The organism is Streptomyces sp. PTL18, assembly GCF_059510295.1.
Genome location: NZ_JCAJZO010000060.1, coordinates 1 through 11,886, shown reverse-complemented (window position 1 = coordinate 11,886; position 11,886 = coordinate 1). Strand labels below are relative to the sequence as shown.

10 protein-coding genes and 1 pseudogene are annotated in these 11,886 nt (G+C 66.7%); 4 read left to right on the top strand and 7 right to left on the bottom strand.

Features of this window, described 5'->3' with window-relative positions; all coding sequences use genetic code 11:
- The 4 genes from AC5WS8_RS38330 to AC5WS8_RS38315 form a co-directional block, all read right to left on the bottom strand.
- Positions 1 to 591, bottom strand: a 591-nt coding sequence (locus AC5WS8_RS38330) for a hypothetical protein (protein WP_496108102.1), incomplete at its 3' end; no start/stop codon positions are given.
- Positions 588 to 2,861: a hypothetical protein gene (locus AC5WS8_RS38325; RefSeq protein ID WP_496108101.1), complete on the bottom strand. Its 2,274-nt coding sequence runs from the start codon at positions 2,859 to 2,861 to the stop codon at positions 588 to 590. The genes AC5WS8_RS38330 and AC5WS8_RS38325, both read right to left, overlap by 4 nt.
- Positions 2,858 to 3,970 (bottom strand): hypothetical protein, encoded by a 1,113-nt coding sequence (locus AC5WS8_RS38320; protein ID WP_496108100.1) that lies wholly within the window; start codon positions 3,968 to 3,970, stop codon positions 2,858 to 2,860. Before AC5WS8_RS38320 ends, AC5WS8_RS38325 begins: the two co-directional genes overlap by 4 nt.
- On the bottom strand, positions 3,967 to 5,160 hold the full coding sequence (locus tag AC5WS8_RS38315; protein WP_496108099.1) for a restriction endonuclease-related protein: 1,194 nt from the start codon (positions 5,158 to 5,160) through the stop codon (positions 3,967 to 3,969). Before AC5WS8_RS38315 ends, AC5WS8_RS38320 begins: the two co-directional genes overlap by 4 nt.
- 272 nt (positions 5,161 to 5,432) lie before the next feature.
- Between AC5WS8_RS38315 and AC5WS8_RS38310 the strand changes: the two genes are divergently transcribed.
- The 4 genes and pseudogenes from AC5WS8_RS38310 (at position 5,433) to AC5WS8_RS38295 (ending at position 9,889) form a co-directional block, all read left to right on the top strand.
- On the top strand, positions 5,433 to 5,876 hold the full coding sequence (locus AC5WS8_RS38310) for a hypothetical protein (RefSeq protein ID WP_451576495.1): 444 nt from the start codon (positions 5,433 to 5,435) through the stop codon (positions 5,874 to 5,876).
- Between the two features lie 79 nt (positions 5,877 to 5,955).
- Positions 5,956 to 6,645, top strand: a pseudogene (locus tag AC5WS8_RS38305) (hypothetical protein).
- Between the two features lie 268 nt (positions 6,646 to 6,913).
- Positions 6,914 to 8,362 (top strand): hypothetical protein, encoded by a 1,449-nt coding sequence (locus tag AC5WS8_RS38300; RefSeq protein WP_496108098.1) that lies wholly within the window; start codon positions 6,914 to 6,916, stop codon positions 8,360 to 8,362.
- A 120-nt stretch (positions 8,363 to 8,482) separates the two neighbouring features.
- Positions 8,483 to 9,889 carry an IS1380 family transposase gene (locus AC5WS8_RS38295; protein ID WP_496108097.1) on the top strand — a complete coding sequence of 469 codons (1,407 nt, stop codon included), beginning with the start codon at positions 8,483 to 8,485 and terminating at the stop codon, positions 9,887 to 9,889.
- Positions 9,890 to 10,058: 169 nt separating this feature from the next.
- Here the strand turns inward: AC5WS8_RS38295 and AC5WS8_RS38290 are convergent, their stop codons facing one another.
- From AC5WS8_RS38290 to AC5WS8_RS38280, 3 genes are all read right to left on the bottom strand, one after another.
- Positions 10,059 to 10,652, bottom strand: coding sequence for an IS5 family transposase (locus AC5WS8_RS38290; protein WP_496108096.1), 594 nt, complete (start codon positions 10,650 to 10,652; stop codon positions 10,059 to 10,061).
- Entirely contained in the window at positions 10,598 to 10,870 is a 273-nt protein-coding gene (locus AC5WS8_RS38285) for a transposase (RefSeq protein WP_496108095.1), read from the bottom strand. The genes AC5WS8_RS38290 and AC5WS8_RS38285 overlap by 55 nt, the downstream gene beginning before the upstream one ends.
- 110 nt (positions 10,871 to 10,980) lie before the next feature.
- Positions 10,981 to 11,886: hypothetical protein (locus tag AC5WS8_RS38280; protein ID WP_496108094.1), on the bottom strand; the 906-nt coding region annotated here is incomplete at its 5' end.

Sequence of the window (11,886 nt, the reverse complement as noted above, 5' to 3'; positions counted from 1 at the left end):
GGGCAGCTCGTGGCCGATGGCAGCGAGTGTGCCGTCGGTGCACAGCATGAAGCGGATCGGATCCTTGGCGCCGAGCTTCCAGTCGATGCGGGCCAGGTCCTGGGCCAGGCGCCAGCGGGCGAGTTCGCCAGGCCACCAGCTCAGGGTGCGTCGTCCGGCCACCGGGCGTGGGAGGTCAGGGTAGGGCAGCGGCAGTGCTTGGGCGATCAGCTCGGCCAACTGCAGGGCGAGCTGCCTGCCGCGCCCGTCAGGGAAGATCGCCTCGCCCCAGTACAGGAAGACGTCACGGCGGTCCTCGGCTGTCATCTCTGCGCCGGTGATCAGCTGCGCATGCCTGTCGCTGACGTCCCAGCGCGCCCAGTCACCGAGAACAGCCCGCAGGATGGTCTCCAGCGAGCGGTACGGAGGCTGCACGTCCTTCTTTTTGTCGCCGAAGCGTTCCTTGTAGGCGCTGCACAGGTCGCACCAGAGACCAAAGGCCGTGTAGTCGGGACGGTAGGCATATACGGCGCCCAGGACATCGGCGTCGGTGCGGTATTGCAGGAGGCCGGCGCGCTTGCGGGTCTCGCCGCCGGGGGGACATGGGTTCATGCGGCAACTCCGAAGTGGTCGGGGTATCCGCTCCGCAGGCCGGCGCGCAGATGGGTGGCCTGGGCGTAGTCGAGGAACTCCTCGGCGGTGTACCCGTAGGTGCGGCCGGTGCCGGCCAGTTCCGTGGCGGTGTAGCTCGTGTACAGGTCGCGCACCAGGGTGGGCAGGTCGCTGCCCCAGGTGGTGTCGTGGAAGGCACCGTCGATGAAGTGCAGTTCGACGTGGGTCTGGCCCCGTCTGCCCCGCCCGGCCAGTTGGATGCACTGCCCGAGCAGGGTGGCGATCAGCTCACTGCGGAGATCGTCGGGCAGGGCGGTGAACCGCTTGGGGGCCGCGAGGATGGCCCACAGACGCTGCCGGGCCGTCTTGCGGACCGTGGCGAGGCGGGCTGCAGGAGAGCCTGTACGGGGTGTGGAACGCCAAGCGCAGGACGCGATGCTGGCGGCCAGGACGGGTGGTTCGTCCACGGGCATGACCGGGCGAATGGCGAGTCCGATCAGGGTGATCGCCGACTCCCGCTTGCCCGACGGCGCCGTGGTCAGGATGTTCAGGCCCCGCTCGGTGCGCGGCAGCGGTGAGATGAGGACCTCCCCGCCGCGGTCGGCGAGCTGCGAGAACTGGTCGCGGGTGACCAGGCTGACCGCGTCGGGCACCGGCGGCAAGTCGGGGTTCTCCTTGTCGGGGGTGGCGACGCAGATCTTCAGCTTGCGGCCCAAGGCCAGCGCGGCTTCATACAAGGCGGCGGCGAACAATCGCGCCTGTGCATAGGAGTTGACGGCGATCAGAGCCCGGGCGCGATGTGTGGTGGCCGGGTCGGCGGCCAAGCGTGCCAGGTCTGCGATGAGGGCAGGCGCGTATCCGCTGGCCAGAGCGGCGACGCGTTGGGCGCGTTCGCGGTAGGGAGTGCTGCCCACCGCCAGGGTGCGCTGGTCGACGAGGGGGGTGCTGCGGAAGATGGCGAGGCCGCCCTGCTGCGCGTCGGGCATCGTCCACAGCGGCTCGGCCAGCAGGTGTGTCCGGGCTGCCCGGGGCAGATATCCGGTTGCTGACATGCCCAGGATGACCCTGCGGTGGCCGGCGAGGGCCAGCGACACGATGTCGCCAAGATAGGCGGTCTCGGTGTGCGGGTCGCCGCGCAACACCTCCATGAGCAGGCGGGGCTTTGCAGTGGGGTCGTCCAGGCCCTCGAACCGGAAGCCGCTGATCTGCTGTCCCAGCGGTCCGAAGGGAACGATGTTGCCGGTGTCGCGGTGCCCGACCGCATCGGCCAGGGTGGAGGCGGCGTCGATGCCGTGACCAGCCAGTTCACCGGCCCGGTCGGCGAGATCGAACACAGTGTGGTTCAACGCGCTCAGCCATGCCTTCATCATCACCGCGTGGAAGACCCCAGCGGCGAGGACCGGGGCGGGCAGCTCCTGGCGCTTTTCGCTGCGGCTCTTCTGGTCGGGAGGCGGTGATGCTTCGTGGGTCTGCTGACCCGTGTCCCTCTTCTTGCCTTCGCGGCGCTTGGCGAGCTTGGTGACGGCCTTCTCCACGACCTCGCGCAGCAACTCCTTGGTTTCGTCGAGCTCCCACTGACCGCCTTCGTCGATACTGAGCATCCGCTCCAGCACGTTGGGGATCTGCCGCAGATGGTCCGGCAGTACAGCAGCGGAAACGCGGTCTTCCGGACGGGCAGCGACAGGTGGCAGCAGGGCCTGCAGCTGGTCCATCTGCGTGATGGAGGCGCTGTCATCGACCTCCACGCCGATGAGATCTTCGAGCAGTTCGCGGTCCCAATGATGCGGCTGATACCAGCGCCGGCGGTCGCGGAGCACCTGCCGCATCCGTCGCGGGTCTTGCCCGGAGGCCAACGCGTGCGCCTGATATGTCTCCGTGCACACCTCACCACTGCTGGCGAGGTCCAAGAGCTGCTCGGAGAGGAAGACGGCCCGGGTCAGCTGTCCCCGTGCCTCCAGTCGCAGCCGTTCAGGGGCACGGTGCAGGTTGTCACGGATCTTTCGCATCATGGTGTTCGGTTCGCTGACCGACGCCAGCACCAAGCTCTGCGATGATTCGAAGCCACGGGACTGGTAGGCGTCGACCTCGTCAATGATCACTAGGTGGGAGAGACGCAGTAGCGTCTCGCGCACGCTCACCTGACGACGCAGTTCGCCGTCCACGATGACGGGGATCTTCACCATGCCGCGCTGGAAACAGGCATGCGTCGTGACGATGATCTGGGCCGAGCAGGCGGCCCGGATATGGGAGAACTTGTCACACCGGTTCACGAACGGGCACAGGGCGGCGCCTCGGGACCGTCGGGGTCCGTATGACGCAGGCTGCTGCACGGCTCCCGCCCGTCACCGAAGGCGTCGCGCCCCTCCAACTGCGCCCTGACCGCACAGCCATAGCCCGACTCAGCCAGGCGTTCCATAAGGTCGGCTGGCATCTGGGAGAAGGCAGTGCGCTCGTCGACTGCCTTGTACGCGGTCTGGAGCGTGAATTCGTGGCGACTTCCCGGCGCGATCAAGGGCGTCACCGCCACATCGAGCCTCAAGGCGGCCAGCTCCTGCCGCAGCGTGGCCACCTCGCCGAAGACGTCAGCGTTGTCGCTGACCAGCAGCGTGACTGTGTAACCGTCCCGGGCCAGCTGCTTGGCCTGGGCGCGAGCGAACACATTCTTTCCCACACCTGTCGGTGCGCTCAGATGACGCATCAGCCCGGGGTCCATCAGCACGGCGGACTGCGGAAGCTTCCCTCCCCCCATCGTGCCGCTCAACAGGAGCCCCACCTGACGCTCCCGGAACGGATCGCCTCCCATTTCGGCATCGGTCTTGCGCGTGAGCCAGCTCAGTACGTTCGGGTTGATGGGGATCGGGCCGGTCGCGTCGACCGTGGTGATGATGGGTGGGCTGTAGGGCACGGCACTGGTCTCGAAGGCCAGCTGCACCGGACCGCGGGAGCTGGTGGCGACCCAGCCGCCCCCACTGGCCACGCGGATCCGGACCTCCCGGTCCGTGGGCACGAGCAGCCGGTCCGCCGACTCCAGTGGGTCCTGGCCGTGGCGCGGGTAGACCTCCACCATGCGCCAGCCATCTCGGGCCCCTGGGGCGTAGCGGTGGAAGACGGGATCTTCCCACTGTTGGTCGAAGCACTTGCGCACACGGCGTTGTACCGACGTCAGATCGGCCTCGCCGCGAGACCTCTGAGCGACTAGCCGCCCGATGCGCTGCTGCTCGGGGTACGTCAGTGAGCCCCACTCGGGCCACACATGCGCCAACTGCCCTGACATCAGGACGTGGGCATCCTCCAGCCGGACGACTGCACGGCCTTCGTCATCCTTTGCCGGAAAGTAGTGCTCGGCCAGCGCGAGAGCCGCCGCGAGAGTCCGGCTCATGCCGCGCGAACCTCCGCGATGAGATCCAGATCCGTGATCACCCTCGCGCCGAACGGGCCCAGCACCCGGTTCAGCACAGCGGTGTATCCGCGCAGGTGCTCGGGGATGACGACGATCAGACTCGAGCAGCCCTCCGGATCCGCGCGCATCTGCTCCGCGATGCCCTGTGGGTCAGCCCAGGTCTTGACATCGACGCGCCAGGTGAGGCCGCTCTTCGTGATGTGGAGGTCGTAGCTGTCGCCGAACGGCCAAAGGCGAACATCTGCGCCTGCCCCGTCAGCGAGCGCCTCCAGGTCGATCTCTAGCAACCCGGGAATCGTGATCCACTGCCACAGCCCGTACGACAGAGCGACCCACCCTTCGACAGGGCGGAGTTCAGGGATCTCCCGGATCTCACCCAGTGGCTTGAGCCGCCACTGGCCGTCGTGCGACTCCATCTTGAAGCGCGCCCCCCGTTGGCGATGACGCTCGTCCTCACAGGCCAACTCCGCGCCGTGGCGGCCTTGTGGCGTTGCCCGCATGGTCCACTTGCACAGCGGACAGGGCGCCCACTGGCCGGCGAACTGCCGGACGGGGGAAATGCCCGTATACACGCCCAGGTCCGCGAGAAGGGCATAGCGAGACAGGGCACGCCGTCCAAGGACGGGCTCGTTCACCAAGGTCCCGCGGCCTTCGGTGTAAGCGGCGAACCCGGCCTGTTGCAAAGTACGAAATACGGCGTGCTGCACCGCCTCGGCCGCGATGCGAGTCAGCCGCGCTCCTGGCGGAAGCTTCCCCAGGGCTCGCAGCACACTGTGAAGGTGCCGCAGATCAGCCGAGAGATTAGGCACCTCGTGGGCCTGATCGGAGGCTTCCATGATCAGACGTGTCAGAGCAGTCGTGGCGGTGCCGTCATCCTCCAGCAGACGCACGTCCCAGATCTCTGACCACGACCCAGGCCCCGGAAGCAGCGCGCCAACAGGAGCTGAGCGCAACTGGTTCAGGAAGGTAGGGAACGAAGCCGCTTTACCGAATACGCCCCACGACCGCGTGTAGCGGCCGTGACACTCCATCAGGAGACGTGCACGATCCCGCGCATCCCCCTCGGGGGTGCACAATGCCATTGCTGCGATGACGCACGCATCAAGAGCGTCGCGCTGACATTGATCCAGCTCGTCGATCTCGGCTGGCGTTGCTTCGAGGGCAAGCATCTGTGAACGGTCCTCGATATCGTGCGCGACGGCTGTGTCATGGATCCCTGCCTAGAGGGCTGGGCGCCCTTTACTGCGCTTCTATCAGGTTTGTTCCTTTGTGCGTGGGAAGCGGGGCCTTGGCGGTGAAAATCTCCCCAAGGCTCGAGGGAGTAAAGAGATCGCCGTTCCGTCGCCCGGATGGCCCAGCTGACGGGCGCCTCACCTGTGAAGCCCTGGGAGCCTCGGGCACGATCATGAAGCGAGCAGGACGAGACAAGGGAGGACGCCAGGTGTTTCATCGAATACGCCGCCGGACCAAGCAGCCCAGCGAGGCACAGCGCCGGTTCGCCGAGCTGTACCCACACATGCAGGACCAGGTCCCGCCCGGATTCGGGGTGCCGTCAGCCGGGCAGGAGCGTACCGAGCCGGCCGCAGTGGTGGACGACTTCCTTCCGCCGGAGCTGCGGGTGCCCAGCCACGACCAGCTCGACGGCAGGATGATGCCGTGGAAGCAACCCCTCGTCCTGGACGGCAAGATGGTCCTCTGCGCCGAGTGCGGAACGTACCGGGAGTGGCTGATCCTCTCCACTCACGACCAGGTCTGGCTGCGTTGCCGGGCCGGTCACCAGCAGCAGGAGACCCGCCTCGACACCGCCTGGTACAACCGGAACTCCGGACCGGCGGACGCGACGCACGCCACGTTCGAGGACTGCCTGCGCCACCTCGGGCACTGACCACCACCTCTATGACCCCACCGGGCCCGTCGGCCCGCACTGACCACCCGTCGCCCAGCACCAAGAGGTCAGTTCCGTCATGCGCGTTCGCATCGCCACCACCGCCCTCGGCATCACCGCCGCCCTCCTCGCCGTGCCCGCCTGCTCCACCAACACCACCAGCACCAAGCCCGACGCCACCACCCGCGACGGGAAGCCGACCAATCCGGACCGGACAGGCGCCCTACTGTCCTCGGCTGCTCTGGAGACCGCGCCTGCTCGACCCGCGCGACCTCGGCAGCGGCTACCTGCGCAAGCTGGAGCGCTCCGCCCGGCACGACGACGTCGCCGTCATCGGCAACCCGGCACGGAGCCAGCTGGGCGGCGACGCGGCAATCGGCGGCCCGCTCACCTTCCTCTACAAGGGGAAGGCGGCCTTCGCTTACGGCGACGGCAGCTCCGAGGTGTCCGGGGAGCTGTAGAGCGACAGCGCGGACAAGTTGTCTGAGGGCATCGGGCAGATCTTCGACGCCATGACCGACTGCCCGACCTACGAGGTGGTCACGCGCGGCACCCCGGTCGACGTGACCTCGCAGAGGCTGCCCGCGCCTCGCGACCTCGGTGACGAGCGGTGGAGCCAGCTCCTGACGTTCTCCACCGCACGACAGAGCACCATGTCAAGCAGACCGCGGTCCGCGACGGCAGCCTGTTGCTGATCGTCTCCGGCGCACCGGCCCTCGTCTCCCGCCACCTCGACAAGGCCCTTGCCAAAGCCACGGCGGAACGCTGACCGACGCCCGACAGCACTGCTGCCCCCGACCAGCTCGGTCGGGGGCAGCAGTGCTGTCGGGCTCATCCCGCTGCGCGGTTCGTGCAGGTTGTCAGCGGGATGCGAGCCAGTCGGCAAGTCCGTTCCCTATAATCGTGACGACGACAGTTTAGTGATCTCTGATGCGATGTGGGACCGGATCGAGCCGCTGATGCCGACCGATCCGGCGCTCGTACGTGGATCAGCGGTAATCCATGCACGTGCTTGAGCGATCGTCCATGCTGGGCGGGTGAAGGACATCGACAGCCGCCTGCAAGACACGGGGCAAGCATTCCTGACTGCGGCATGGGCTCGGCTTCAGGAGGAGCGGGTGGTGCCACCGCCGGCCTTCCACCCCTACTTGGAGGTCGGACGCGACTACTTCGGGGACTCCGTCATGTCGCTGGCTGAGTACCGAGCGCTTGAGGATGCGATTGCCGCTTCTCATCCTCGGTTCGACGCAGGCCGACCACTGCTTGAGCGCGAGTTCCCTGGTGGGTTGATCTTCAGCTTCCTAGAGACGTTCATCGCCCGGCTGACTCGTGCGCAGAAGGAGTTCTCTCCTGACGGACCAGAAGCCGAGCAATCGCTGCGTGACCTGATCCAGGCGGTTCGCGCAGATACGTGCGAGGTGGCGTGCTGCCGAGTGGTTTCCCATATGACCACCGCAGACGGCCGACCAGTGGAGTTCACCGACGTCCGCGTGGAGCCGGTGATCTCGGAAGCAGCGGATCATGATCGCGAGTTGCAGCGGATCTTCTCGACAGTGATCCCTGGGGCGGCGAGCGCCTACGGTCGGGACCGGCCGCACGGTTTCGCCCCGCCTGAGAGCGTCATCATCGCGCGGGACAGCGGCGCAAAGCCGTTCGACCTAGCCAAGCCACTGTCACAGCGGATCGAGCGGTTCATGTTGCTCGTCCGACTGTTGAAGCCTGGCACCAGCGAGTCGATGGCGGAGCTCCAAGGGGCAACTCACACGGTCCGAGACTTCAAGCCCACCGTGCTTCGCTTCCGCGGTGCGGGACCGGGGTTCGGATCCCCGACGCAACTTGCCGCCCGCGAGATCATCCTCGCCACGGATGATGTCGGCCGTGTCGACGGACTCGGGCGGCTTCTCTCGGCTGCGGAAAAGCCGCGAGCGGGCATGGCATTCACCTCGTTTGGGATGGCCCTCCAGAAATTTCTTCTGTCCTTCCACGCGTACGGCTGGTCAGAGCAGATCGTCGACCTGGCGACCGCTTTCGAAGCAGCGCTGTCCGGAAAGGAGAAAGACGACGTCACGCTGCGGTTGAAGATCCGCGCGTCGACACTGCTGTCCACCGACCTTGACCCAGTAGATCAGATCTTCAAAGACGTGGGCGTGATCTACGGGCTCCGATCCGCACTCGTCCATGGCGGCGCCATGACGGAGAAGAAGCTCCTCCAGGAGGTCCGGAAGATCTCGACTGTTCCCGATGGCCTGCCTGATGGGAAAGCGGTCGCGTACGCCGTAGAACGGTTGCGCGACCTCGTCCGCCGAAGCCTGCTCGCCCGAATCTGCCTCGCAGCCGGCGACTCCCCGTTGTGGCCCTTGGACTCAGATACGGGCGTCGACGTGGCTATGGCCGATGATCTCAGCCGGAAGTCATGGCGCGAAGCATGGCGGGAGACTCTGACCGGGATCGACGCCATCGCCAGCGCTGACCCGCCTCTTGCTTAGCCTCGCCGTTTCACTTGGGTACGGCTGGCATTGGGGCAGAAACGCGAAAGTGCCTTCCTGACCTGGGACGATGAACCTTGCTGAGGGGTTCTGTCGGTCCAGGCGGAGGGCACTTTCTACGTGCAGGCTATCGGGTTGCGTCCCAAGGTTCATGTCACTGCCGATGGTTCGGGGGTGGTCGGGCATGCCGGGGCACGGTTGCTGACGGATCTCGCTGATGCCACCGGGCTGACCGCCGCGTACTCCGCCGCGCTCAGGTCGCTTCGGCCGCGCGGGACCGGGCATGATCCGGGCCGGGTCGCCACCGATCTGGCGGTGACGCTCGCCGACGGTGGTGAGGCGATCGCGGATCTGGCCGTGCTGCGGGACCAGGCAGGGGTATTCGGTCCGGTCGCCTCCACGCCTACGGCTTGGCGGTTGCTCGCCGACACCGACGAGGCTGCACTCGCTTCGCTGCGAGCGGCCCGCGGTTCAGCCCGGGAAGTCGCCTGGATGCAGGCTGCCGAGACTGGCCAGGGCATACCTGCTGCTCGGGCCGGCGGACGAGAACTTCCCGGCCTGGTTCTGGACCTCGATGCCACGCTGGTCACCTGCCACTCCGAGAAGGAGCAGGCTGCACCGACCTATAAGGGCGGCTTCGGCTTCCACCCACTGCTGTGTTTCCTCGCGAACACCGGTGAGGCCGTGTCGGGGCGGCTGCGGCCCGGGAACTCCGGAGCCAACACTGCCGCCGATCACATTGCGGTGCTCGACCAGGCGCTCGCGCAGATCCCCGACGCCCACCGGCACGGCACCGACATCCTGGTCCGCGCCGACAGTGCAGGATCCGCGAAAGCCTTCCTCGCCCACGTCCGCGACCTGCGGAAACGAGGAATTGCTACCTTCTTCTCGGTCGGATACGCCATCACCGAGCCGGTCCGCCGCGCTGTCCGGTCCATGCCCGACCGCCTCTGGCATCCCGCCCTGGACCAGGACGGGACGCTGCGTGACGGCGCCGAGGTGGCCGAGCTGACCGGCATGGTCGACCTGGGCGGCTGTCCGGCCGGCACCCGCATCATCGTGCGCCGGGAGCGGCCGCACCCCGGAGCCCAACTGTCCCTGTTCGACCAGGACGAGGGCCTGCGGCATCAGGTGTTCCTCACCGACACCCCGTACTCCGGGGGCGGATCCGCCCAGTTTCTGGAGGTCCGACACCGCGGGCATGCCACTGTCGAGGACCATATCCGGTGCGGGAAGACCACCGGCTTCGGCCGCTTCCCCTCCCGCAACTTCGCCGTCAACGCCGTCTGGCTCGAACTCAGCCTCACAGCGATCGATCTGCTGGCCTGGACGCGCGTCCTGCTGCTGGACGGGGAACTGGCCACTGCCGAGCCGAAGAAGCTCCGCTACCGGCTGCTGCACGTCGCCGCCCGCCTCACCCGTGGCGGCCGACGCCTGCGCTTGCGGATATCGGCGACCTGGCCCTGGAGAAACGAACTGGCCACGGCCTTCCATCGCCTCGCCGCGCTGCCCCGTCCCGCCGGCTGACCGGCAAACCCCTGACCGCCCACGACCTGAAGGACCCTGGAGAACCCGACCACCGCGTCGGGTCTCCACCATGTCCGAACACCGAAAACGCGTCGGCCACCCGACAACTACTCCTCAACGACACCTCATCGCCCCAACCGAAATGGCGAGGTTAGAGCTCGTAACACGATCATGATCGGGCCTTCTTCAGCCGTCTCCAGCAGACAAGGGCACAGGCCAACGAGACGAAGGCGTCGTGGAGTTCGGTTCGGCGTTCCCGGCGGCCGACGAGGCGTTTGAACTGGTGGAGCAAGGCGAAGGTCTGCTCGATCACGTAGCGGAGTTTGCTCAGGCCCTTGATGTTGAGGGTGCCCTTGCGGGAGATGACCGGCAGGATCCGGCGCTTGAGCAGCTCTTCGCGGTGGGTGTTGCAGTCGTAGCCCTTGTCGCCCAAGAGCGATTCGGGGCGGCGGCGCGGCCGGCCGGGGCGACCTGCGACGGGCGGGATGCCGTCGACAAGAGCGAGGGTCTGGGTGACGTCGTTGACGTTGGCCGCGGTGGTGATGGCCTTGAGCGGGGTGCCGTGTCCGGCGCAGATCAGGTGGTGCTTGCTGCCCGTCTTCCCGCGGTCGGCCGGCGACGGACCGGTGTCGGCTCCCCCCTTTTTTTTTCGCGCGAATGTGGGAGCCATCCACACACGCGCTGGACCAGTCGAGTTCGCTGGCCGTTTCAGCTCCGCGAGCAGAATGCGGTGCAGCTGGTCGAAGACCTGGCCTGCTGCCATCGTTCCAGGCGCCGCCAGCACGTCTGTCCCGAGCCGAACCCCAGCTCGAAAGGCAGCAGTTGCCAGGCCATGTCGTTGTGGAGGATGTACAGGACGCCCTGCAGGCACAGTTGGTCCGCCACGGGCCGCGGCCCTGGCGACTTCTGTGGCCAGGGCGGCAGCAGCGGTTCGATCAGCGCCCACAGGTCAGCGTCCACGATCCACGGCCGAGTGCTCACAGCATCCCGAACGGCCACATCATCACTTCGGTCACGCCCGACCAGAGCACTTCAACAAGGTCGTGTTACGAGCTTCTAGGGTTTCCTAGTGTGGATTGGCGCAGCAGGCGCTACCGCTCCAACTCGACGTCGAAGAACTTCAGCACCGACGTGACGAGCATGAGCCCGTAGACCGCATTGATCCGCGAGTATTGCGAGCGCGACACACCATGCGCACTCGGGTGCCTGCCGAACACGCGCGGAATGGGGTCGCCGTTCTTCGGCCAGTACTCGGCGTGCGCGTACCAGACCGGGGCGAACGTCAGGGCAACGCGCATGTCGTAGTCGTCCAGGTCGAACTTCGCCCGGCCCTTCTTGTTGAACGTGAGCTTCTTCCTGTCCGGCTCGTCGAAGTGGGCGCGCATCAGGCTGTCGAGCAAGTTGGCAGCGAGCGCCTGGGCCGGGTTGTTGTGTCCGTCGCGTAGTGCAGCCACACAGTCAAAGGCGAAGTTTCGCGACTCCTGTAGGTCGGGATGGTCAACATCCGCGATCACGGCTTCGCAGTCGTTGACGATGCCCTTCCACCGCCGCCCGATGATCTGGCGGCGAACAACGGCATCGGGCGCGTCCAGGAGAGCGCGAACGACCTTCGGGCCAGGAACCCACATCAGAGGTATGCCCTCTTCAAGAAGCAGCAGCTCGAACTCATCGACTGTCGGCGTAGCGTCGTGCAGGTTTGGCGGGTAGATGCGCTCCTTCAAGGAGCCGAGCCCCTCGAAGACGCCCGCCCAGTACTCTCGGAAGTGCTCGTGCAGGGGTGCGAAGGTTTCGCCGAGCATGGCGTTCACGCCCGCCGCTTCGGCCAGTCGCTTGCCGATGGCCTCGCCGATGCCGCTCGTCGCAATGACCATCTCGGTCAACGGCCTCAACGCCTCAGCCATCGTGGTGCGGTAGTAGTCCGTCAGCGGCTGGAACGCGCGAGCCAAGCCGAAGGGATCAGACGCAGACAGCTGGGAACCGTCCCCAGGCTGATCTAC

Bases quoted from the DNA above. Each gene is read 5' to 3' on its own strand.
- AC5WS8_RS38320 (WP_496108100.1), bottom strand. From the start codon at position 3,970: ATGAGCCGGACTCTCGCGGCGGCTCTCGCGCTGGCCGAGCACTACTTT.
- AC5WS8_RS38315 (WP_496108099.1), bottom strand. From the start codon at position 5,160: ATGCTTGCCCTCGAAGCAACGCCAGCCGAGATCGACGAGCTGGATCAA.
- AC5WS8_RS38290 (WP_496108096.1), bottom strand. From the start codon at position 10,652: ATGGCAGCAGGCCAGGTCTTCGACCAGCTGCACCGCATTCTGCTCGCG.